General features: G+C 72.3%; 2 protein-coding genes and 1 pseudogene. All 3 read left to right on the forward strand.

What is annotated here, in order from left to right; genetic code table 11:
• Positions 1–176: 176 nt before the first annotated feature.
• The gene (locus ACFW0G_RS40185; RefSeq protein WP_378330782.1) at positions 177–10673 is read left to right on the forward strand and encodes an SDR family NAD(P)-dependent oxidoreductase; all 10497 of its coding nucleotides are present in this window, start codon (positions 177–179) and stop codon (positions 10671–10673) included.
• A complete protein-coding gene (locus tag ACFW0G_RS40190) occupies positions 10670–15481 on the forward strand; it encodes a type I polyketide synthase (protein ID WP_378330783.1) in 4812 nt (1603 codons plus the stop codon). The genes ACFW0G_RS40185 and ACFW0G_RS40190 overlap by 4 nt, the downstream gene beginning before the upstream one ends.
• Before the next feature lie 67 nt (positions 15482–15548).
• A pseudogene (locus ACFW0G_RS40195) lies at positions 15549–26120 on the forward strand (SDR family NAD(P)-dependent oxidoreductase); the annotation flags it as partial.
• Positions 26121–26178: the final 58 nt, after the last annotated feature.

Below are 26178 nucleotides of genomic sequence, written 5' to 3' on the forward strand. Positions count from 1 at the left end.
GGCGTCCTTCAGCACATCGACGCCCCTACGAGGGGTTACCGGAGGACCCCGGACGGGCGGGGTGAGTGTGGGGTCGCGGCGCGGGTTTAGGGGTGGGGCGCGGAATCCGGCCTGACTAGCGTTCACAGCGGTGGCTGCTGTTGTTGCCAGGATCGACGTCGAGTTGGGGTGACCGGATGACCGGCGAGGACAAACTGCTCAGCTACCTCAAACGGGCGACCGCCGATCTCCGCGAAACCCGGCGGGTGCTGCGGGAGACCGAGGAGCGCGCGAACGAGCCGCTGGCCATCGTCGGCATGGCCTGCCGCTACCCGGGGGACGTGCGGTCCCCGGAGGATCTGTGGGACCTCGTCGCCACCGGGACCGACGCGATCGGCGAGTTTCCCGCCGACCGCGGCTGGGAACTGGACCGGATCTACGACGCGTCCGGCGACAAGCCGGGCACCAGCTACGTGCGTCACGGCGGCTTCCTGCAGGACGCGGCCGAGTTCGACCCCGGTTTCTTCGGGATCTCGCCCCGTGAGGCCGTGGAGATGGACCCGCAGCAGCGGTTGTTGCTGGAGGTGTCGTGGGAGGCGCTGGAGCGCGCGGGGGTGGACCCGACGTCGTTGCGGGGTTCGCGCACCGGGGTGTTCGCGGGCGTGATGTACCACGACTATCCGGGACACGCCAGCGTGGGAAGCGTCGTTTCGGGGCGCGTCGCCTACGTGCTGGGGCTCGAAGGTCCCGCGGTGAGTGTGGACACGGCGTGCTCGTCGTCGCTGGTGGCGTTGCACTGGGCCGGGCAGGCGCTGCGTCGCGGTGAGTGCTCGCTGGCGCTGGTCGGCGGGGTCACGGTGATGGCCACGCCCGAGAACTTCGTCGACTTCAGCGCCCAACGTGGACTGTCGCCCGACGCGCGCTGCAAGGCCTTCGCCGAGGCCGCCGACGGGACGATCTGGGCCGAAGGCGCCGGGATGCTCGTCGTGGAGCGGCTTTCCGACGCCCAGCGCAACGGGCACGAGATCCTCGCGGTGGTTCGCGGTTCCGCGGTGAACTCCGACGGCGCCAGCAGCGGCTTGACCGCGCCGAACGGTCCGTCGCAGCAGCGGGTGATCCGCGACGCGTTGTCCGCCAGCGGGCTTTCGGCCGCCGACGTGGACGTGGTGGAGGGGCACGGGACGGGCACCGTGCTGGGCGATCCGATCGAGGCGCAGGCGTTGCTGGCGACGTACGGCCGGGATCGCGAGCAGCCGTTGTGGCTGGGCTCGTTGAAGTCGAACATCGGGCACGCCCAGTCGGCCGCGGGCGTGGCCGGGGTGATGAAGATGGTCATGGCGATGCGTCATGGCGTTTTACCGAAGACGTTGCATGTGGACGAACCTTCGTCGCATGTGGACTGGTCGGCCGGTGCGGTGGAGTTGCTGACCGAGGCGCGGGAGTGGGCATCGGCCGAAGGGCGTCCCCGCCGGGCCGGTGTGTCGTCCTTCGGGATCAGCGGGACGAACGCGCACGTGATCGTCGAGGAAGCGCCACCTGCCGAGGACAGCGAGGAATCCGGTGACGTCACCCGGGTGGACGGCGTTGTGCCCTGGTTCGTGTCGGCCCCCAACGCCGAGGTCCTGCCCGCACAGGCCGCACGACTTCTGTCCTTTGTGGAGGAACGCGAGAACCTGCGTCCGGCTGACGTCGCCTATACGCTGGCGACGTCGCGCGCGGCACTGGATTTCCGATCGGCGGTCGTCGGCAAGGATCGTGACGAGCTGCTCGCCGGGCTTCGCGCGCTGGCAACGGGTTCCGGCGCGTCCGGTGTTTTCACCGGTATCGCCCGGTCTTCCCGTCGCACCGCGTTCCTGTTCACCGGTCAGGGTTCGCAGCGGGTCGGGATGGGGCGTGAGCTTTACGAGACGTACCCGGTTTTCGCGGCGGCTTTCGACGCGGCGGCCGGTCATCTCGACGCCGAACTGGGCGGCTCCTTGCGGGAGCTGGTGTTCACCGGTGATCCCGACGTGGTGGGGCAGACGCGGTATGCGCAGGCGGCGTTGTTCGCGGTCGAGGTGGCGTTGTTCCGGCTGCTCGAATCGTGGGGTGTCCGCCCGGACTTCGTGGCCGGGCATTCGATCGGCGAGCTGGCGGCGGCGCATGTCGCGGGTGTGTGGTCGCTTGAGGACGCGTGCCGGGTAGTCGCCGCGCGGGGCCGGTTGATGCAGGAGCTTCCGTCCGGTGGTGCGATGTTCGCCATCGCGGCGACCGAGGACGAGGTCCGGTCGTTGCTGCCGGATGGCGTGGACGTTGCCGCGATCAACGGCCCTTCGTCCGTGGTGATCTCCGGTCCGGAGGCCGCGGTCGCGGAAGTGGTGGAGACCTTCAAAACCCAGGGGCACAAGACGAATCGCCTGCGGGTTTCGCACGCGTTCCACTCGTCGCTGATGGAGCCGATGCTGGCGGAGTTCCGCGCGGTGCTGGACGGCGTCGGGTTCTCGGCCCCGGAGTTCGGGGTCGTGTCGAACGTGACCGGTGGCGCGGCGACCACCGGGGAGCTGTGCTCGCCGGACTACTGGGTACGGCATGTGCGCGAAGCGGTCCGCTTCGCCGACGGCGTGCGGTGGCTGGAATCCCAAGGCGTGACGAGGTTTGTCGAACTGGGCCCGGACGGGGTGCTGACCGGGATGGCGCAGGAATGCGTCACAGATCCCGGCGCCGTCGTGCTCGCCCCGGTGCTGCGCAAGGACCGGCCGGAGGCCACGGCATTGGTGACCGCCGTCGTACGAGCGCGGCTCGACGGGTCCACTGTGGACTGGGAGAAGTTCTTCGACGACCTCGGCGCCCGCAAGACCGAGCTGCCGACCTACGCCTTCGAACGGAACCGTTACTGGCTGAGGGCTTCGGGATCGACGGACCTCGGCGGGGTCGGTCTGCTCGCGGCGGAGCATCCGCTGCTGGGTGCGATAGCGAGCCTGCCGAACTCCGGCGGTCATCTCCTGACCGGCAGGCTGTCGCTCGACACGGCACCCTGGCTCGCCGGTCATGTCGTGCTGGGGCGCGTCCTGCTGCCGGGGACGGCGTTCGTCGAACTCGCCCACCACGCCGCCGAACAGGCCGGCTGCCGCACGGTGGAGGAGCTGACGCTGCAAGCGCCGCTGACGCTGCCCGAGCGCGGTGGCGTCGCGATCCAGGTAACAGTGGACGGTCCCGACGAGCACGGCAGGCGGTCCCTCGCCATCCATTCGCGCACGGACGACGACGTCGACGCGCCGTGGGTCCAGCATGCCGCCGGGACACTGAGCATCGAGGACGGTGGGCGCGCCGAAGGCCTGACGGCCTGGCCGCCGCCGGGTGCCGAGCCGGTCGAACTGGGGGAGCCCTACGCCCGGCTCGCCGACCTCGGTTATGGCTACACAGGGGTCTTTCAGGGGCTGCGGGACCTCTGGCGTGACGGCGACGAGCTGTATGCCGAGGTCGCGCTGCCCACGGAGGCGGAAGACGCCGCCGGGTCCTTCGGGCTCCACCCGGCGTTGCTCGACGCGGTCCTCCATGCGCAGCTTCTCGCCGAACCGTCCGAAGTGGACTCAGAAGGTCTCGCGCTGCCATTCGTGTGGAGTGACCTCACGCTGCGGGCACGTGGGGCCACGGCCGTCCGGGCCCGGATTTCCCGCAAGGGCAAGGACGAGGTCTCCATCGACCTCGCCGACGGGTCCGGCGCCCCGGTCGCTTCGATCGCCTCTCTGCTGACTCGCGCGGTGTCCGCCGCTCAGCTCGGTGCGCGGGAACCGCACCGGGACTCGCTGTTCGAGCTGGCCTGGGTTCCGGTGCGGGGCGCGGCGCCGGAGGGCGACATCGTGCTGGCCGGACCGGACGAACTCGGTCTCACCGCGGTGTTCGGTGGCCCGGTCGCCGACTGGCGTTCGCTTGCCACCAGGGAGAACCCGCCGCACACCGTCGTGCTGTGCGTGCCGAGCGCCGGGGGAGCGGACCCGGTCGCCGCCACTCGGTCGGTGACCGCGGACGTGCTCGCGACCCTGCGTGGCTGGATCGCCGAGGAGCGATTCGACCGGACGCGATTGGTTCTCGTCACGAACGGCGCGCTGAGCGGCGGGCTTGCTCACGCCGCGGTCTGGGGACTGGTCCGTTCCGCGCAGGCCGAACACCCGGGACGGCTGGTGGTCGCCGACGTCGACGACCACGAAGCGTCCCGGCGTGCCCTGGTGACCGCACTCGGCACCGGCGAACCCGAGCTGGCGCTCCGCGAGGGCAAGGCGTTCGCTCCTCGCCTCGACCGGACCACCCCGGGCGGCACCGCGACAGGGCTGGACCCCGAGGGCACCGTGCTCATCACCGGCGGCACCGGCAGCCTGGGCGCGAAGATCGCGAAGCACCTCGTCAGCGGGCACGGCGTCGGGCACCTCTTGCTCGTCGGGAGGCGCGGTCTCGCGGCTCCGGGAGCCGAAGACCTGGTCGAGGAGCTGACCGCGTCCGGCGCTGTCGTGACCGTGCTGGCCGCCGACCTCACCGACCGCGACGCGCTTTCCCGGGCGCTGGAAGGAATTCCCGCCGCACATCCACTGACCGCGGTCGTGCACGCGGCGGGGGTGGTGGATGACAGCGTCCTGACGGCGCTGACGCCGGAGCGGCTTGACGCGGTACTGCGCCCCAAGGCGGAAACGGCCTGGCACCTGCACGAGCTGACGGCCGGGCTGGACCTCGCCGCGTTCGTCCTGTTCTCCTCCGCCGCGGGCACGCTCGGCTCGCCGGGGCAGGCCAACTACGCCGCCGCGAACGCCTTCGTCGACGCGCTCGCGCGGGTGCGGAACGAGAGCGGGCTGCCCGCGGTTTCCCTCGCCTGGGGGCCGTGGGCCGAAGACGGCATGGCGGCCGGACTCGGCGAGACCGACGCCCGCCGGATGAGCCGCTCCGGTATCACGCCACTGTCCACTGAGGACGGACTGGCGTTGTTCGACGCCGCGCTGACCACGGACGCGCCGGTGCTCTACCCGGTCCGGCTGGACCTCGCCGCGATCCGCGCGATCGGTGAGGTGCCCCCGATCCTCAGCGGGCTCGTCAGGCCCGCGGCCCTGCCCTCGGCTCGCGCCACCACGGACCGGGGCCTGGCGGATCACCTCGCCGGATTGTCCGGCCCGGATCGGGAACGTCTGCTGCTGGACGTCGTCCGCGGCGAGGTCGCGGTGGTGCTCGGCCATGCGAGCAGCGCGTCCATCGGGGCCGAGCGGCTGTTCAACGACCTCGGTTTCGACTCCCTGACCGCGATCGAACTGCGCAACCGCCTGGGCTCGGCCACCGGGGTGCGGCTCCCGGCGACCCTGATCTTCGACCACCCGACGCCCGCCGCGGTCGCCGCGCTGCTCGACGCGGAACTCGGCGGCGCGGCCACCGGACCGGCCGCGGTCGTGTCCGCCGGGGCCGCCGCGGACGACGACCCGATCGTCATCGTCGGCATGGGCTGCCGCTACCCGGGCGGCGTGCGGTCCCCGGAGGACCTGTGGGATCTGGTCGACTCGGGTCGTGACGCGATCACCGGGTTCCCGGAGGATCGCGGCTGGGACATCGGCGCGCTGTACGACCCCGAACGCCGCCGCACCGGCACGAGCGTCACCCGCGAGGGCGGGTTCCTGCACGACGCCGCCGAGTTCGACCCCGGTTTCTTCGGGATCTCGCCGCGTGAGGCCGTGGAGATGGACCCGCAGCAGCGGTTGTTGCTGGAGGTGTCGTGGGAGGCGCTGGAACGGGCCGGGGTGGATCCGACGTCGTTGCGGGGTTCGCGGACCGGGGTGTTCGCGGGCGTGATGTACCACGACTATCCCGGGCACGCAGGCATCGGCAGCGTGGTCTCCGGCCGGGTCGCCTACGTGCTGGGCCTCGAGGGACCCGCGGTGAGTGTGGACACGGCGTGTTCGTCGTCGCTGGTCGCTTTGCATTGGGCTGCACAGGCTTTGCGAAACGGTGAGTGCTCGCTGGCGCTCGTCGGCGGTGTCACCGTGATGGCCACGCCGGAGTCCTTTGTGGAGTTCAGCAGGCAGGGCGGGTTGTCCCCGGACGGGCGATGCCGGTCCTTCGCCGCCGGGGCGGACGGCACGGGCTGGTCCGAGGGCGTCGGTGTGCTGCTGGTGGAGCGCCAGTCCGACGCCCGGCGCAACGGGCACGAGATCCTCGCCGTGGTGCGCGGTTCCGCGATTAACTCCGATGGCACGTCGAACGGCCTGACCGCGCCGAACGGTCCGTCGCAGCAGCGGGTGATCCGCGACGCGTTGTCCTCGGCCGGGCTGTCGACGTCGGATGTCGACGCCGTCGAGGGCCATGGGACCGGCACCGTGCTGGGCGATCCGATCGAGGCACAGGCGTTGCTGGCGACGTATGGCCGGGATCGTGATCAGCCGTTGTGGCTGGGGTCGTTGAAGTCGAACGTGGGGCATATGCAGGCCGCGGCGGGTGTCGCCGGGGTGATGAAGATGGTCATGGCGATGCGTCATGGCGTACTGCCGAGGACGTTGCATGTGGACGAACCGTCGTCCCATGTGGACTGGTCGGCCGGTGCGGTGGAGCTGCTGACCGAGGCGCGGGAGTGGGTGCCGGTGGAGGACCGTCCGCGCCGGGCGGGCGTGTCGTCGTTCGGGATCAGCGGCACCAACGCGCACGTGATCGTGGAGGAAGCGCCCGCGGCGCCGGAAGAAGACGACTCGGCGCGGGTGGACGGCGTCGTGCCGTGGCTGCTCTCGGCCCGGACCCCGGACGCTCTGCGTGCCCAGGCTGCCCAGCTCCTGTCCCATGTGGACGATTACCTGCACCCGGCCGACGTCGCCTACACCCTGGCGACGGCACGGGCCGCGCTGGAACACCGGGCGGTCGTTGTCGGGAAGGGCCGGGACGAACTCCTGGCCGGGCTGACCGCGCTCGCGGACGGCACGGCCGCACCCGGGCTCGTGCGGGGCGTGGCGAGCGACGCCAAGACCGCGTTCCTGTTCACCGGTCAGGGTTCGCAGCGCGTCGGTATGGGACGTGAGCTGTACGAGACGTTCCCGGTGTTCGCGGAGTCCTTCGACGAGGTCTGTGCACGCCTTGACGGCCTGGTCGGGTTGTCCCTGCGGGAGCTGACCTTCACCGGCGATCCCGGGGTTCTGGAACAGACTCGGTACGCGCAGGCGGCGTTGTTCGCCGTCGAGGTGGCCTTGTTCCGGCTGCTCGAATCGTGGGGTCTTCGCCCGGACTTCGTTGCCGGGCATTCGATCGGCGAACTCGTCGCGGCCCATGTCGCGGGCGTGTGGTCCCTCGACGACGCCTGCCGGGTGGTGGCCGCACGAGGCAGGTTGATGCAGGAACTTCCGCCGGGCGGGGCGATGTTCGCCATCACGGCGACCGAGGACGAGATCCGGTCACTGCTGCCCGGAGGGGTGGACGTCGCCGCGATCAATGGACCCTCGTCCGTGGTGATCTCGGGCCCCGAGGACAACGTGGCCGAGGTCGCGGAAGCGTTCAAGGACAAGGGCTACAAGATGAACCGGCTGCGGGTTTCGCACGCGTTCCACTCGTCAATGATGGAGCCGATGCTGGCGGAGTTCCGCGCGGTAATGGACAGCGTCACGTTCAACGAGCCCGTGCTGGGGATCGTGTCGAACGTGACCGGCGTGGCAGCCGACGACGCCTGTTCGCCGGACTACTGGGTGCGGCATGTACGCGACGCCGTCCGCTTCGCCGACGGGGTGTGCTGGCTGGAATCCCAGGGCGTGACCCGGTTCATCGAGTTGGGGCCGGACGGCGTGCTCACCGGCTTGGCGCAGGACTGCGTCGAAGACGCCGCGACGCTCGCCCCGGTGCTGCGCAAGGACCGGCCGGAAGCCACGACGCTGGTGACCGCGGTCGCACGAGCACAGGCCAATGGATCCACTGTGGACTGGAAGAAGTTCTTCGACGGCCGAGGCCCGCGGAAGGTCCAGCTGCCGACGTACGCCTTCGAGCGGGAGCGCTACTGGCTGCGGGCCACGGGTTCGGCGGATCTGGGCGGTGTCGGCCAGGTCCCCGCGGCGCACCCGCTGCTGGGTGCGTCGGTGAGCCTGCCCGGTACCGACGGGCTGGTGCTGACCGGCAGGCTGTCGGTGGACACGACGCCGTGGCTGGCCGATCACGTGGTGCTCGGCCGGGTGCTGGTGCCAGGGACGGCGTTCGTCGAGCTGGCGCATCACGCCGCGGAGCAGGTCGGCTGCCCCTCGGTCGCGGAACTGACCTTGCAGGCACCGCTCGTCCTGCCCGAACGCGGCGGGGTCGCGCTGCGCGTGACCGTGGACGGCCCCGACGAGGACGGCGGGCGCCCGATCTTCGTCCACTCCCGGGCCGACGACCTCCCCGACGCGCAATGGACCCAGCATGCCGCGGGGGCCTTGAGCATCGAGGACAGCGTGCCCGCCGCCGATCTGACGACCTGGCCACCGCCAGGCGCGGAGCCGGTGGAACTCGGCGATCCCTATCAGCGGCTCGCCGAGCTGGGCTACGACTACGGGCCCACTTTCCAAGGGCTGCAGGCGATGTGGCGCGACGGCGACGACCTCTACGCCGAGGTCGTCCTGCCCCGGGAAGCCCACGAGGACGCCGGTGGATTCGGCGTGCACCCCGCCCTGCTCGACGCGGCGCTGCATCCCCAGGTGCTCGACGCGTTCCTCGGGCAGGAAGGCGGCGGCAACCCGATGCTGCCGTTCTACTGGAACGGAGTGAGGATCGAGGCGAAGGGTGCGTCCGCGCTGCGGGTACGGCTTTCTCCGGCAGGCCAGGACGCCGTCGTCATCACGCTCGCAGACGCGGCGGGCAGTCCTCTCGCGACAGTCGAATCCCTGGTCGCCCGGCCCATCGCCCCCGCACAGCTGGGCGGCGGGCCGAACGACGCGCTGTTCCGCGTCACCTGGCAGCCGTTGACGGTGCCGAAGACGGCGGCGGAATTCGCGCTCCTCGGCGACGCCGGTCTCGAAGCGGTGGGCGAGGCGGACACCGTGGCCCTGTTCGTCCCGCGCGGGTCCGATCCCGACGTGCCGGAAGGAGTACGGAAAACCCTCACCCGGGTACTGGCCCACGTGCGGGAATGGCTTGCCACGGAGCGGTTCTCCGGGTCGCGGCTGGCCGTCGTCACCACCGGCGCCATGCCGGGAGACGGCCGTCCCGACCTCGTCGCGGCGCCGGTGTGGGGGCTGGTGCGCTCGGCCGAGGCCGAGAACCCGGGCCGTTTCGTCCTGGTCGACTTGGACGGCGAGGAGTCCTCTTCGGACGGTCTCGGCATGGCGCTGGCTTCCGGCGAGCCGGAGATCGCCCTGCGGTCGGGCGAGCTGTTCGTGCCCCGGCTCGCCGCCGCCACACCGTCCGAAGAGGACGGACCATGGGACCCGGCGGGTTCGGTCCTGATCACCGGCGGTACCGGCGGTCTCGGCGCGATCCTGGCCCGTCACCTGGTCGTCGAGCACGGCGTCCGGCGCCTGGTGCTGACCAGCCGCCGCGGCCCGGACGCGGCAGGGGCACGAGAACTTCGCGAGGAACTGACCGAACTCGGCGCCGACGTGGACATCGCGAGCTGTGACGTCGCGGACCGCACCGCGGTCGCGAAACTGCTCGGCGAGATCCCGCCGGAACACCCGCTCGTCGCCGTCGTGCACGCCGCGGGCGTCACGGGCGGCGGTCTGATCGGCTCGCTGCCCGAGGCGCAGCTCGACGCAGTGCTCGGGCCCAAGGTGGACGGGGCGTGGCACCTGCACGAGCTGACCGCCGACCTCGACCTGCGGGCCTTCGTGGTGTTCTCCTCCGCCGCGGGACTGGTGCTGGGCGCGGGACAGGCGGACTACGCCGCGGCCAACCTGTTCCTCGACGCGCTCGCCGCCGATCGTCACGTGCAGGGACTGCCCGCGGTTTCCCTCGCCTGGGGCGCGTGGAGCCCCGAAAGCGACGGCGGCATGGCCGAGCAGCTCGACGAAGCGGGTCTCGCCCGGTTGCGCAGGCTCGGGATGCCCCCGATGTCGACGGCCGAGGGACTGGAGTTGTTCGACCTGGCGCTGCGCTCGGGCGATCCCGCGCTGGTACCGCTCAAGCTGGACCAAGCGGCGTTGCGGGCCCGCACAGAACTACCGGCGGTCCTGCGCGGGCTGGTGCGCAAACCGGTGCGACGGGTACGCGCGGCGGGCCCGGTCGAGCAGCGGGGAACGCTGGCGGCGCGCCTGGCCGAGGTGCCGGAGGCCGAACGCGAGGAGTTCGTGCTCGGGGTGGTGTGCGGGCACGTCGCCGAGGTGCTCGGGCACGCGTCGGCGGCCGCGGTCGACCCGGCGCGCGCGTTCCAGGAAATGGGCTTCGACTCGCTGACCGCGGTGGAGTTCCGCAACCGGCTCAACGCCGTGACCGGGCTGACCCTGCCGGCGACTCTGGTGTTCGACCAGCCTTCGCCCGCCGCGCTCGCACGGGAGCTGCGGACGCGGCTGGACCCCGGGACGCGGGACGCGACCGAGTCGCTGCTCGCCGAGCTGGACCGGCTCGACGCGGCGCTGGCGGCGGGCCGGCCGGGCGAAGGCGGCCACGCCAAGGTCGAAGCCCGCCTGGCCGCGTTGCTGCGCAAATGGCAGGAAACGCACGACGACGAGGACGGTGGGGCCGACATCGACTCCGCGACCGACGACGAGCTTTTTCAGGTACTGGACAACGAACTGGGTATCTCGTGAGTGAGCGGGCGATGACGAACGAGGACAAGCTCCGCGCGTATCTCAAGCGCGCGACGACCGACCTCCAGCAGGCGCGGCGGCAGCTGCGCGAGGTGGCGGCGAAGGACACCGAGCCGATCGCGATCATCGGGATGAGCTGCCGCTATCCCGGCGACGTCCGTTCGCCCGACGACCTGTGGCGGCTGGTCGACGAGGGGGCGGAGGCGCTCGGCGAGTTCCCGGCCGACCGGGGCTGGGACACCGGTCTCTACGACCCCGACCCGGAGCGGCCCGGCAAGACCTACGTCAACCGCGGCGGCTTCCTCTACGACGCGGCCTATTTCGACGCGGCGTTCTTCGGGATCAGCCCGCGCGACGCGCGCCGGGCGGACCCGCAGCAGCGCGTCCTGCTCGAAGCCGCGTGGGAGGCCATCGAACGCGCCGGGATGGACCCGCATTCGCTCGCGGGCAGCAAAACCGGGGTCTACGCGGGCCTGATGTACCACGACTACGGCGGCGGCAGCCCCGGCGGGAGCCTGGTTTCCGGCCAGATCTCCTACAGCCTGGCGCTGGAGGGGCCCGCCGTCACGGTCGACACCGCTTGTTCGTCCTCATTGGTCGCGCTGCACATGGCGATCCAGGCACTGCGGCGAGGAGATTGCACGCTCGCGCTGGCCGGTGGTGTGACGGTGATGGGCACGCCGGAGATGTTCGTCGACTTCAGCCGCCAGCGGGGACTCGCACCGGACGGGCGCTGCAAGTCGTTCTCCGACGACGCGGACGGGACGGCCTGGTCCGAGGGCGTCGGTGTCCTGGTGGTGGAGCGTCTTTCGGACGCTCGGCGGCTCGGTCACCGGGTGCTGGCGGTCGTCCGGGGCACCGCGCTGAACCAGGACGGCGCGAGCAACGGGTTCGCGGCGCCGAACGGGCCGTCCCAGGTGCGGGTCATCGAGCAGGCGCTGGCCGACGCGGGGCTGACACCGTCCGATGTGGACGTCGTCGAGGCACACGGCACCGGCACCTCGCTGGGTGACCCGATCGAGGCGCAGTCGCTGCTCGCCACGTACGGCCGTCGTCAGGGCGGGGAGCCGTTGTGGCTCGGCTCGATCAAGTCGAACCTCGGGCACGCGCAGGCGGCGGCCGGGATCGCGAGCATCGTCAAGATGGTGCAGGCGATGCGGCACGGCGTGCTGCCGAAGAGCCTCCACATCGGACAGCCGTCGTCCCATGTGGACTGGTCGTCGGGTGCGGTCGAGCTGCTCACCGAGGCCCGCGAATGGCCGCACGTCGAACGACCGCGGCGCTCGGCGGTGTCGTCGTTCGGGATCAGCGGAACCAACGCGCACGTCATTTTGGAACAGGGTGACGAACCGGAGGCCCGGGAGGCGAAGCCGGAGGCCGCGGTGACGCCGGTGGTGTTGTCCGCCAGGACTCCGTCCGCGCTGTCCGAGATGGCCCGGCGCCTGACGTCGTGGCTTGAAGAACGTCCGGATCTGGCCCCCTCCGACGTCGGCTTCTCGTTGGTGACAAGCCGTTCCTCGTTCGAGCACCGCGCGGTCGTCGTCGGCGAGGACCGTGACGGGCTGCTGGACGCGCTGCGTGGCCTTGCCGACGGAAACCCGGGTCAGGGCACCGTGACCGGGGAGGCCGATCTCCGCGGGAAGACCGTGTTCGTGTTCCCCGGCCAGGGGTCGCAATGGGCCGGGATGGGCACCGCACTGCTCGCGACGTCGCCGGTCTTCGCCGACCGGATGACCGAATGCGAGAAGGCGCTTTCGTCCTTTGTGGACTGGTCGGCCACCGCCGTGCTGCGCGGCGAACCCGGTGCCCCGTCGATGGAACGCGTCGACGTCGTGCAGCCGGTGCTGTGGGCGACGATGGTCTCGCTCGCCGCTGTCTGGCGCGCGCACGGGATCGAGCCCGACGCGGTGATCGGGCACTCGCAGGGCGAGATCGCGGCCGCTTGCGTGTCCGGTGTGCTGTCGCTGGAGGACGGCGCCCGGGTCGTCGCGCTGCGCAGCCGGGCGATCGGCGAGGTACTCGGCAGTCGCGGCGGCATGCTCGCGGTCAGCCAGTCCGCCGAGCGCATCGCGGGCAGGCTCGGCCGGTGGGAAGGCCGGATTTCGGTGGCCGCGGACAACGGCGCCGGTTCGTCCGTGCTGTCCGGGGACGGCGAGGCGCTGGACGAGCTGCAGGCCGACCTGGCCGCCGAGGACATCCGGGTCAAGCGGGTCCAGGTGGACTACGCCTCCCATTCCGCGCAGGTCGAGGATCTGCGCGAGCGGCTGCTCACGGATCTGGGCCCGATCGTGCCCGGCGCGGGTGACGTGCCGATGATGTCGACCGTCACCGGGACGTGGACGGACGGCGCCGCGCTGGACGCCGGGTACTGGTTCGACAACCTGCGGCAGACCGTGCGGTTCGCGCCGGTGGTCCGGTCGCTGGCCGAGGCGGGGTACGTGGCCTTCGTGGAGGTCAGCCCGCATCCGGTGGTCGCCATGAGCATGCAGGAGACCCTCGACGAGCTGGAGCTCGGTGCGGTCGTCACCGGGACGCTGCGCCGCGACGACGGCGGTCCGGACCGGGTCGCGGCCTCGGTCGCCGCACTGCACGTCCGTGGCATCGCACCGGACTGGACGGGCTATTTCCCGGGCGGCGCCCAGGTCGAACTGCCCACGTATCCCTTCAGCGGCAAGCGGTTCTGGCTGGAGGGCGAACAGGCCGCCGAGCAGCGGCCCACGACGACGGGAGCGGCGGACGCACCGTTCTGGGCCGACGTCGAAGCCGAGGACGCCGAAGCGCTCAGCGCGCGGCTGGGCATCGAGCCCGCTCAGCTACGTGACGTCGTGCCCGCGCTGTCGGCCTGGCGTCGCGGCGAAGTCGAGACGTCCACAATGGACTCCTGGTGCTACGCGGTGCGCTGGATACCGCTGCCGCAGGCTCCGGCGGGCAGGCTGACCGGGACCTGGCTGGTGCTGGTCCCGCCGGACTGCGCGCGGGCCTCGGCATTGGCCGACGGGCTCGGCGCCGACGTCGTCCGTGTCGTGGTGGACTCCGCCGATCCGGCCGACGATGTCCGCGCGGCATTGGCGGAACGGACTCCAGCCGGGGTGCTGTCACTGCTCACCCTCGACGAACGCGTGCACCCGGACGCGCCCGCGTTGTCGTACGCCACCGCGAGCACGATCACCGTACTGCGGGCGCTGCGCGACACCGGGATCACCGCGCCGCTGTGGTGTGTCACCTCGGGTGCGGTCGCGGTCGACCGGACCGAGGACGTCGATCCCGGCGCGGCGGCGTTGTGGGGCATGGGCACCGTGCTCGCGCTCGACCACCCGGAGACCTGGGGTGGCCTGGCCGATCTCTTCGATCCCGCGGACCCGAAGGCGATCGGCGCGCTGTGTGCCGCACTGTCCGGAAAGGACGGTGAAGACCAGCTCGCGATCCGTCGGCCCGGCACCTTCGCGCGTCGCCTGGTCCGCGCGCCGCTGGACGGCGACCTCGCGGAAAACACCTGGCAGCCCAGGGGAACCGTGCTGGTCACCGGTGGCACCGGCGCCGTGGGCGGGCACGTGGCGCGCTGGCTGGCCGCCCGTGGAGCCGAGCGCGTCGTGCTGGTGAGCCGTCGTGGGGCCGACGCCGACGGCGCCGCCGAGCTGACCGGGGAACTCACGGCACTGGGCACCACAGCGGAGATCGTGGCCTGCGACATCACCGACGGCGCGGCCGTCGACGCCCTGATCGCCGACTACGAGCCGGCCGCGATCTTCCACGCCGCCGGGGTCATGGCCGACGAGGCACCACTGGCCGAGACGACACCCGAGGCATTCGCCGACGCCGTGCGCGCCAAGATCACCGGTGCCGCCCACCTTGACCGGGCACTCGGCGACCGGCCGCTCGACGCGTTCGTGCTGTTCTCCTCCGGCGCCGCCGTCTGGGGCACCGCGGGACAGCCCGCCTACGCGACGGGGAACGCCTTCCTCGACGCCCTCGCCCAGCACCGCCGGGCTCGCGGACTGCCCGCGACGTCGGTCGCCTGGGGCTCTTGGGGCGGCGGAATGGTCGGCGAAGAGGCGAAAGCCCGGCTGGACCGGCTCGGCGTGCGCGAGCTGGACCCCGTCCTGGCGGTGCGGCTGCTCGGCCGGGTACTGGGGAAGAACGAGTCGCATCTCGTCGTCACCGACATGGACTGGACGAGCTTCCTGCCGATCTACACGCTCGCCCGGCCTCGTCCGCTGCTGCACGATCTCCCGGAGGCGGCTCGCGGGGAGTCGGCGGCGGACGCGACGGCCGACGAGGCGGGCGCGGGCGAACTCACGGCCCGGCTCGCCGGGCTGACCGGCCCCGAGCAGCAGCGCCACCTGCTGGACCTGGTGCGTACGCAGGCCGCGGCGGTGCTCGGGCACGACGAAGGCGCGTCCGTGATCGAACCGGGCCGCGCCTTCAAGGAGTTCGGGTTCGACTCGGTGACCGCGGTGGATCTGCGCAACCGGCTGAGCGCGGCGTCCGGTATGCGGCTGCCCGCCACGGTCGTGTTCGACTACGCCAATCCCCGTGCCCTCGCCGAGCACCTGTGGTCCGGGCTGTGCCCCGGCGGTGAAGGCCGGGACGTGCCGCTGACCACCGAACTGGACCGCCTGGAAGCGCGGCTGGACGGGCTCTCGCACGACGAGATCGAGCGGGACCGCGTCACCGTCCGGATCCAGGCGATGCTGACGAAGCTGAACCGGGCGCTCGGCGGGACCGGCCCGACCGTGGCGGACCGGCTGGAGACGGCGAGCACCGACGATCTGTTCGCCCTGATCGACGACGAGCTGGGGACATCGTGAACCGCCGTGCCACCCGGGACTTTTCGGCCGCACGGCCGGTCCACCGCCGAGGGACGAGAGGCTGAAAATGAACAACGAAGAGAAGCTCGTCGAGTACCTCAAGCGGGTGACCGGCCAGCTGCACGAGACCCGTGAGCGCCTGCGCGAGGTCGAGACCGCCGAGCAGGAGCCGATCGCGATCGTCGCGATGGGCTGCCGGTACCCGGGCGACGTGCGTTCGCCGGAGGACCTGTGGCGGCTGGTGTCCGAGGGCACCGACGCCATCGGCCCGTTCCCCGCGGATCGCGGCTGGGACACCGACGACCTGTACGACGCCGACCCCGACCACCCCGGGACGAGCTATGTCCGGGAAGGCGGATTCGTCCACGACGCGGGCGAGTTCGACGCGGGGTTCTTCGGTGTCTCACCGCGGGAAGCGCTGGCGATGGACCCGCAGCAGCGCCTCGTGCTGGAGCTGGCGTGGGAGACCGTCGAGCGCGGGGGCATCGCGCCGCATTCGCTGCGGGAGGCCGCGGTCGGCGTGTTCGTCGGCAGTGGCGGTCAGGACTACTACGACGAGATCCCGCCCGCGACGCTGACCGACGCGGTCGAGGACTACCTGAGCACCGGCAACGCGGGCTCTGTCCTTTCCGGACGCGTCGCCTACGCGCTCGGGCTCGAAGGACCCGCGCTCACCGTGGACACCGCGTGCTCGTCCTCGCTCGTCGCGATCCACCTGGCCACCCAGGCGCTGCGGCAGCGGGAATGCTCGCTGGCGCTGGCGGGCGGGGTGGCGCTGATGGCCACCCCGGCGCCGTTCCTCGCGTTCAGCAGGCAGCGCGGGCTCGCGCCGGACGGCCGGTGCAAGCCGTTCTCCGCGGCCGCGGACGGCACGGGCTGGGCCGAGGGCGCCGGACTCGTTCTGCTGGAACGGCTTTCGGACGCCCGGCGCAACGGTCATCCGGTGCTGGCGGTGGTCCGCGGTTCGGCGGTCAACTCCGACGGCGCGTCCAACGGCCTGACCGCGCCGAACGGGCCTTCGCAGCAACGGGTGATCCGGCAGGCGCTGGCCAACGCGCACCTGTCTGTGGCGGACGTCGACGCCGTCGAGGCCCATGGCACCGGCACCACGCTCGGCGACCCGATCGAGGCGCAGGCGGTCATCGCGACCTACGGGCAGGAGCGGCCGGAGGACCGTCCGGTGTGGCTCGGCTCGGTGAAGTCGAACCTCGGCCACGCCCAGGCCGCCGCCGGGGTCAGTGGCGTGATCAAGATGGTCTTGGCGCTGCGCAACGGAATTCTGCCGAAGACACTGCACGCCGCCGAACCGTCCGAGGAGATCGACTGGTCGGCCGGGAACGTCCGGCTGCTGCAGTCCGAACGTCCCTGGCCGCGAACGGATCGCGCCCGCCGCGCCGGGGTCTCCTCGTTCGGGGTGAGCGGAACGAACGCGCACCTCGTACTGGAGGAAGCTCCCGTTGAGGAGGCCGAGCCCGCGACGCCCGCGTGGCCCGCCGGGCTGGCCATTCCGCTGCCCGTGTCCGGCGAAGGGGAGCGGGCGCTGCGTGCGCAGGCCGCCGCTCTCCGGTCCGTTGTGGACGGACAGGAGTCATTGCTGGACCTGGGTTTCTCGCTCGCGACGACGAGGTCACCGCGGAGCGACCGGGCGGTCGTGCTGGCCGGGGACCCGGCCGCCGCCGTCCGGGGACTTGACGCGCTCGCCGAGGGCTCGAGCGCACCCGGTGTGCTGCGCGGAACCGCCACCGAGGGTTTGACCGCGTTCCTGTTCTCCGGTCAGGGCGCCCAGCGTGCCGGGATGGGCCGGGAACTGGCCGGGACGTTCCCGGTGTTCGCCGAGGCACTGGACGCCGTCTGCGCCGGATTCGACGGACTGCTGGACCGGCCGCTGAAGGATGTGCTCTTCGCCGAGGCCGACGAAGACGGGGCCGGGCCGCTGGACGAGACCGGCTACACGCAGCCGGCGTTGTTCGCGATCGAGGTCGCGCTGTTCCGGCTGCTCGAATCCTGGGGCGTCAAACCGGATCTGCTGCTCGGCCACTCCATCGGCGAGCTGGTCGCCGCACACGTCGCCGGGGTGTTCTCGCTGGAAGCCGCGTGCACGCTCGTCGCCGCGCGCGGCCGGCTGATGCAGGCACTGCCCGCGGGTGGCGCGATGATCGCGGTGCGGGCCACCGAGGAGGAGGTCCGGCCGCTGCTGTCCGGCGCCGTCGGGATCGGCGCGGTGAACGGCCCGTTCTCCCTGGTGCTCTCCGGCGACGAGGACGCGGTGACGCGCCTGGCCGCGCATTTCGAGGGCCAGGGCCGGAAAGCGCGGCGGCTGCGGGTTTCCCACGCCTTCCATTCCCCACGCGTGGACGCCATGCTCGACGAGTTCCGCGCCGTCGTGGCGGGACTCGAGACGGCGGCACCGGCGATCCCGATCGTGTCCGACGTGACCGGTGAACTGGCTTCGGCCCAGGATCTGCGCGACCCGGAGTACTGGGTGCGGCACGTTCGCGAGACAGTGCGGTTCTCCGACGGCGTGGCCACGCTGGAAGCCGAAGGGGTGACCCGGTATGTCGAGGCCGGGCCCGGCGGCGCGCTCGCCGCGCTCGTCGGCGACAGCCTCACCACGACGTCCGACACCGCCGTGATCGTCCCGGCGCTGCGCAAGGACCGGCCCGAGCCGGACGCGGTGCTCACCGCGATGGCGGAGCTGTACGTCAATGGCCTCACCCCGGATTGGGACGCCCTGTTCGCCGGGCGTGGGGCACGGCGGATCCCGCTGCCGACGTATGCCTTCCAGCGGCGGCGTTACTGGCTCGACGCCCGTTCGCGGCTCGACGAGGTGACCGCGGCCGGACTCCAGCGGTCCGGCCACCCGTTGCTGGGCGCGGCGACCACGGTGGCGGGCACGGACGGCGTCGTCCTCACCGGCAGGCTGTCGTCCGGCGCCCAGCCTTGGCTCGCCGATCACCGCGTCGGCGGAGCCGTGACCGTCCCGGGCACCGTCTTCCCCGAGCTGGCGATCCGGGCGGGCGACCAGGTCGGCTGCGGGCGCGTCGAGGAACTCACCCTCGGCACCCCGCTCGTGCTGCCCGACCGGGGCGGCGTGCGGATCCAGGTCGCGGTGGGCGCCGCGGAGGCGTCGGGCGCGCGTCCGTTCGGTGTGTACTCCCGGCCCGATGCCGACTCCGACGGTGAGCCGGAATGGACTTCGCACGCGACCGGGCTGCTGGTCGCGGCGAACGCCGGGCGTGGGGTCGAGCTGGCCGACTGGCCGCCCGCGGGTGCGGAACCTGTCGAGGTGGACGGGCTCTACGAGGAGTTCGCCGAAACCGGGCTGGACTACGGACCGGCTTTCCGTTCGCTGCGTGCGGTGTGGCGGCGCGGTGAGGAGATCTTCGCCGAGGTCGCGCTGCCCGAGGACGTCCCGCTCGACGCGGGCCGCTTCGGTCTGCACCCGGCCCTGCTCGACGCGAGCACCCACGCGCTGCGGGTCGCCGGAGACGGCGACGGCGGTGTGGGCCTGGTCCCGTTCACGTGGTCGGGAGTGGAACTGCACGCCTCCGGCGCCGCCGAGGCGCGGGTCCGCTTCACCCCGGCGGGCACCGACGCGTTCGGCGTCGTCGTGGCGGACGCGACCGGTGCACCGGTCGCGACGATCGACCGGACGGTGTTCCGCCCGCTCGGCTCGCCGACGGCCGGGTCCTCACGCCGCGATCCGCTGTATCGCCTCGACTGGCGGCCTATCCCAGCGGGCCAGGACGCCGATGTGTCCACAGTGGACTTCGAGCGGCTGGCCGATGCCGACGCGGTACCGCCGGTGGTGCTCCTGACCATCGAGCCGGGATCCGACGCTCAGTCGGTGCACGACCGGGTTCGTCGCGCGTTGCTCGCCGCGCAGACCTGGGTGTCCACTTCGGACTATGACGAGTCCACGCTCGTGGTGGTGACCCGGGCGGCGGTCGCGGTTTCCGGCGAGGACGTGACGGACTTCGCCGGGGCGGGGGTCTGGGGCCTGTTGCGCTCGGCGCAGGCCGAGCACCCCGGCCGGATCGTGCTGCTGGACGTCGACGAGCGGGCGGACGTCGCCGCGTCGCTCGGGACCGCGCTCGCTTCGGAGGAACCCCAACTCGTGCTGCGCCAAGGCATCCTGCACGCTCCCGCGCTGACCCGCGTCAAGCCGGGGGAGCAGCGGGCCGACCGGTTCGACCCGGACGGAACCGTGCTGCTGACCGGTGGCTCGGGCGCGCTCGGCGCGGAACTGGCCCGGCATCTGGTCACCGGGCACGGCGTGCGGCACCTGCTGCTGGTGAGCCGTCGCGGGCTGGACGCGTCCGCCGAACTGCTCGCGGAGCTGGCGGACCTGGGCGCCGAAGTCCGGACCGCGGCCTGTGACGTCGCCGATCGTGAGGCCCTCGCCGCGGTGCTCGCGGCTGTGCCGGAGGAGCATCCGCTGACCGCGGTGGTGCATACGGCGGGCGTGATCGACGACGGGGTGCTCAGCTCGCAGACGCCCGAGCGGATCGACGCGGTGCTGCGGCCCAAAGTCGACGGGGTGCTCGCCCTGCACGAGCTGACCTCGGGCGCCGACCTCGCGGCGTTCGTCCTGTTTTCGTCGGTGTCCGGGGTGCTGGGCGCGCCGGGACAGGCGGGTTACGCGGCCGCGAACACCATGCTCGACGCCTTCGCCGCGCACCGGCGAGCACAGGGCCTGCCCGCGCTGTCGCTGGCCTGGGGCCTGTGGGCGGAAGCGGGCGGGATGGGCGGCACGCTGGACGAGGCGGAGGTCGCCCGGCTGTCCGCCACCGGCCTGCGTCCGCTGTCCACAAAGGACGCCCTGGCGTCGTTCGACACGGCGCTCGCCACGGACGAGCCCGCGGTCCTCCCGGTCCGGTTCGACCTCGCCGCGCTGCGCGCCTCCGGTGCCGACGCGCCGAAACCGGTGTGGGACCTGGCGAATCGCGGGACGCGCCGTACCGCGGCCGGATCCGCCGCGGTGGTCTCGTCCGGGCGGCTGCTCGCGGACGTCCCCGAGGCCGATCGCCTCGCCACCGTGCTCGACCTGGTCCGGACCCGCGCGGCCGCGGTGCTGGGCTACGCCTCCGCCGAGGACATCGACCCGGGCCGGGAGTTCCAGCAGCTCGGCTTCGACTCGCTCACCGCGATCGAGCTGCGTAACGGGCTGAACGCGACGACCGGGCTGCGCCTGCCCTCGACGCTGGTCTTCGATTACCCGACCGTGTCCGCGCTGGCGGAACACCTGCTGGCCGAGCTGTCCGGGCTGAGCCCGCGCGACAGCGTGGTCACCGGGGCGAGCGCCCACGACGAGCCGATCGCGATCGTCGGGATGGGCTGTCGCCTGCCCGGCGGCGTCTCGTCGCCGGACGACCTGTGGCGGCTGCTCGACGAAGAAGGCGACGCGATCGGCGAGTTCCCGGCCGACCGCGGCTGGGACCTGGGCAGGCTGTACGACCCGGAGCGGGTGCGGCCCGGCACGAGCTACGTGCGCGAGGGCGGGTTCGTCCACGACGCAGGTGAATTCGACCCGGGCTTCTTCGGTGTCTCGCCGAAGGAAGCGGCGATGATCGATCCGCAGCAGCGGCTGCTGCTCGAAACCTCGTGGGAGGCGCTGGAGCGGGCGGGCATCGATCCCTTGTCGCTCAAGGGTTCCCAGACCGGTGTCTACGCCGGTGTGCAGTACCACGACTACGTCGGCAGTAACAGCACCGGCTCGATCGTCACCGGACGGGTGGCCTACACGCTCGGCATCGAAGGGCCCGCCGTCAGCGTCGACACCGCGTGCTCCTCGTCGCTCGTCGCGTTGCACTGGGCGGCGCAGGCGTTGCGGCAGGGCGAATGCACGCTCGCGCTCGCCGGTGGCGTGACGGTGATGGCGACGCCGGAGACGTTCGTGGAGTTCAGCAGGCAGGGCGGTCTCGCCCCGGACGGCCGGTGCAAGGCCTTCTCCGCCGACGCCGACGGCACCTCGTGGTCCGAAGGCGCTGGCGTCGTGGTGCTGGAGCGGCTGTCCGACGCGCGACGTCTCGGCCACCCGGTCCTCGCGGTGCTGCGCGGCAGTGCCATCAACCAGGACGGCGCGTCCAACGGGCTGACCGCCCCCAACGGGCCCGCCCAGCAGCGGGTGATCCGCAGCGCGCTGGCCGCCGCGAACCTGACTCCCGCGGACGTGGACGCCGTCGAGGCGCACGGCACCGGGACGAAGCTCGGCGACCCGATCGAGGCACAGGCGCTGCTGGCCACCTACGGCAGGGAACTGCCGCCGGAGCGTCCACTGTGGATCGGCTCGGTCAAGTCGAACCTCGGGCACACCCAGGCCGCGGCCGGCATCGCCGGGGTGATCAAGATGGTCCTGGCCATGCGGCACGGCGAGCTGCCGAAGACCCTGCACGTCCGGGAGGCCTCGGGCGAGGTCGACTGGTCGGCGGGCACTGTGCGGCTGCTGACCGAACGCGTCCTGTGGGAGGCGGCCGGACGGCCGCGCCGCGCCGGCGTCTCGTCGTTCGGCGTGAGCGGAACCAACGCACACGTCATCCTCGAAGAGCCGCCCGCCGCCCCGTCCTCGGTGCCCTCGGGCGACGTGGCCGACCTCGACACCCCGGTGCCGTGGCCGCTCGCCGCGCGCGGTGGCACGGCGCTGAAGGCACAGGCCGAGCGCATGCTGGCCTTCGTCGACGAAGCCGATCACGAGCTGGCCGACGTCGGCTACTCGCTCGCCACCACGCGTTCGGCGTTCGACCACCGCGCGGTGGTGCTGGGCAGGCGGCGTCCCGAATTCCTTCGCGGCCTGATGGCGATGGCGGACGGCGAAGAGGCCGACGGGCTCGTCGAGGGCGTTGTGCTGGGCGGTGGCAAGACCGCGTTCCTGTTCTCGGGCCAGGGCGCGCAGCGCGCTGGGATGGGCGACGACCTCGCGGCCGCGTACCCCGTGTTCGCCCGCGCCTACGAACAGGTCCGCGCCGAACTGGACCGCCACCTCGACCGTCCATTGCGGACAGCGACGGCGGACCCGGAGCTGCTGGACAGCACGGAGTACACCCAGCCCGCGTTGTTCGCGTTCGAGGTGGCCTTGTTCCGGCTCGTCGAATCATGGGGACTGCGGCCGGACTTCCTGGCCGGACATTCGATCGGCGAGCTGAGCGCGGCACACGTGTCCGGCGTGCTCTCACTGGAGGACGCCGCGATGCTGGTCGCCGCGCGCGGCAGGCTGATGCGCGCGCTGCCCGAGGGCGGCGTCATGGTGGCTGTCGCGGCGTCGGCGGACGAGGTCCTGCCGCTGCTGGGCGAAGGCGCCGACATCGCCGGGGTGAACGGCCCGATGTCGGTCGTGCTCTCCGGGGACGAAGCGCCGGTGCTGGCCCTCGCGGCCCGCTTTGCCGAAAACGGGCGTCGTACCAAGCGGTTGCGGGTGTCGCACGCGTTCCACTCGGCGCGGATGGAGCCGATGCTCGCCGAGTTCGGCGCGATCGCGGACAAGCTGACGTTCTCGGCGCCGCGGATCCCGATCGTGTCGACCGTGACCGGTGAACTCGCCGCCGAGCTGACCTCGCCGGAGTACTGGACACGTCAGGTGCGTCAGGCGGTCCGGTTCCACGACGCCGTTCGCTGGTTGGAAGGCAATGGGGTCAACAGGTTCGTCGAGCTGGGCCCGGACGCCACCCTCGCCGGGCTGGTCGAGGACGGTTTGGAAGACCGCGCGGGGGCCCTGGTCACCGCGACGGCGGACAAGGAGGCCCCGGAGCCTGCGGCGCTGCTGACCGCGGTCGCGCGGCTGCACGTGAGCGGGCGGTCGCCCGACTGGACGGCGCTGTTCGACGGCACCGGCGCCAATCCGGTCGAACTACCGACCTATCCGTTCCAGCGGCAGCGTTTCTGGGTCGAGAACGGCGGCACCGAGGAGCCCGGCCAGGTCCGGCATCCGCTGCTGGGTTCCGCGGTGTCACTGGCCGAAACCGGCGGAATGCTGTTCAGCGCCCGGGTTTCCCTCGGTACGCACCCGTGGCTGGCCGAGCACGCGGTCGGCGGCGCGGCGATCTTCCCCGGCACCGGGTTCGTGGAGATGGCCGTCCGCGCGGGCGACGACGTCGGCTGCGAAGTTGTGGAGGAGCTGACCATCGAGGCACCGCTCGTGCTGCCCGAGCGGTCCGGCGTCCAGCTCCAGTGCGCGATCGACGGTCCGGACAACGCCGGGCGGCGCCGGTTCAGCGTGCATTCCCGGCCCGAGGGCGCCGAGGACGCCCCGTGGACCCGCCACGCGGCCGGTGCGCTGGCGCCCGCGGACGGCCGTCCGTCGTTCGAGCACACCGAATGGCCGCCCGCGGGCGCCGAAGCGGTGCCGCTGGAGGGCATGTACGAGGGCCTGGCCGAGAGCGGCCTGGTCTACGGCCCCCGGTTCCAGGGCATGCGGGCCGCGTGGAAGGCGGGCGACCACGTGTTCGCCGAGGTGAGCCTGCCCGCCGCGGCACAGTCCGAAGTGGACGATTTCGGGATCCACCCGGCGTTGTTCGACGCCGCGCTGCACGCCATCGGCCTCAGCGGGGCGACCGAGGAACGGTCCCTGCCCTTCTCCTGGGAAGGGGTGACCCTGCACGCGGTGGGTGCTTCCGCGCTGCGGGTCCACGTCCGGCCGACCGGACGCGGCGCGGTGGCCATGGAGATCGCCGACGGCGCCGGGCAGCCGGTCGTCTCGGTCGGGTCGTTGCTGCTGCGGCCGATGTCCGCGGAACCCGTTGCCCCGGCGCCTGTCGCCGCCGTCCCGGACACGTCGCTGTACCGCGTCGAATGGCAGAAGGCCGCGTTGGACGAGGTGACAGCGGACCGGTGGAGCGTGCTCGGCCCGGACCGCTGGGGCCTCGCCGACACCCTCGGCGCGCGGATCGTCTCCGATCTCGACGAAGCGGCGCAGGGCACCAAGGTGCTCGTGGTCCCCTGCGCCGAAGGACAGCCGGCACGCGCGGAAACGCATCGGCTGCTGGGCCTGCTGCAGAGCTGGCTGGCGGACGAGCGCTTCGTCGCGGCGAAGCTCCTGGTCGTCACCAGGGGAGCGGTGTCCTGCGACGGGGAGGACGTGCCGAATCTGGCCGCTGCCACGGTTTCCGGCCTCGTGCGCTCGGCGCAGGCCGAGAACCCGGACCGTGTCGTCCTCGTCGACCTCGACGCGGACGAGGCTTCGGTCCGTGCGCTCCCCGCTGTCGTCGGCTCGGGCGAGTCCGCCTCGGCCCTGCGGGGCGGGACGCAGCGGGTGCCGCGGCTCGCCGGGGCCGCGCTTTCGCCGTCGGCCGAACCGGTCTGGGACCCGGACGGCACCGTGCTGATCACCGGCGCGACCGGTGCGCTCGGCGGCGCGGTCGCCCGGCATCTGGTGAGTGCGCGCGGTGTTCGCCGGCTGGTGCTGGCGAGCCGTCGGGGAGCCGAGGCTCCCGGAGCCGCCGCGTTGCGCGACGAGCTGGCGGGACTGGGCGCCACCGTGTCGCTGGTCGCCTGCGATGTCGCCGATCGGGCGGCCACCGCGGCGATGCTGTCGGAGATCCCGGCCGAGCATCCGCTGAGCGCGGTGGTGCACACCGCCGGTGTGCTCGACGACGGCGTGCTGACGGCGTTGACGCCCGAGCGCGTCGACAAGGTCCTGCGGCCGAAACTGGACGCGGCGCTGAACCTGCACGAGCTGACCCGGGACCTCGACCTGACCGCGTTCGTGCTGTTCTCCTCGGCCGCCGGGGTGCTCGGCGCGCCGGGGCAGGGGAGCTACGCGGCGGCGAACGCGTTCCTGGACGCGCTGGCCGCGCATCGGGTGGCCTCGGGGCTCCCCGGGCTTTCCCTCGCCTGGGGCATGTGGGACACCGGGGACGACGGCATGGCCGCCGGTCGTGGCTCCGGCGGCGGCGGTCTCGAAGCGTTGTCTCCCGAGCAGGCGCTGGGTCTGTTCGACGCGGCGACGGCGCTCAGCGACCCGCTGCTGGTGCCGATCCGTCTCGACCTCAAGGCGCTCGGGCGACGGGACCGTGGCGAGCTTCCGGAGGTACTCCGCGGATTGGTGCGGACGTCCTCCCGGCGCGTCGCCCAGGAGGCGCCCGCCGAGACGGGCTCGCTGCGGGAACGGCTGGTGGCGATGCCCGCGAACAAGCGGGTGCCGACGTTGCTCACCCTGGTCCGTACCCAGGCCGCCGCACTGCTGGGCCATGGCGGGCCGGACGAGGTGGAGCCGGACAGGGCGTTCAGCGAGATGGGCTTCGATTCGTTGTCCGCCACCGGGTTCCGGAACAAGCTGATCCTCACCACCGGGCAGAAGCTGCCCGCCAGCCTCATCTTCGACTACCCGACTCCGCGCGAACTCGCCGAGTATCTGTGCGCGGAGCTGGTACCGGAGGACGAGGAGCCATCTGCTGCCTCGCCCGCGCCGTCGTCCTCTGTGGAGCCCGAAATCTCGGCGGCGCCGGATTCGGAGGACGACATCCGGGAGCTGCTGCGCACCATCCCGGTGTCCCGCCTGCGGGAAGCGGGCCTGCTGGACGGCCTGCTCGGCCTCGCCCAGCGGTCCGGACCGGCGGCGGAGGCCGAGGCGCCGCGCGAACGCCCGTCGATCGACGAGATGGACCGCGACGCCCTGATCAACCTGGCCATCGGCGGCGGCGAATAGCCCCCTGCCCCTGGTCGGTCCGTGGGGGCCTCCTTGAGGGACCCAGAGTCCCTCAAGG

Source organism: Amycolatopsis sp. NPDC058986, from assembly GCF_042741125.1.
Taxonomy (GTDB): domain Bacteria; phylum Actinomycetota; class Actinomycetes; order Mycobacteriales; family Pseudonocardiaceae; genus Amycolatopsis.

Excerpts from the sequence above, each read along its gene's own strand:
- ACFW0G_RS40185 (WP_378330782.1), top strand. The coding sequence starts at position 177 with ATGACCGGCGAGGACAAACTGCTCAGCTACCTCAAACGGGCGACCGCC.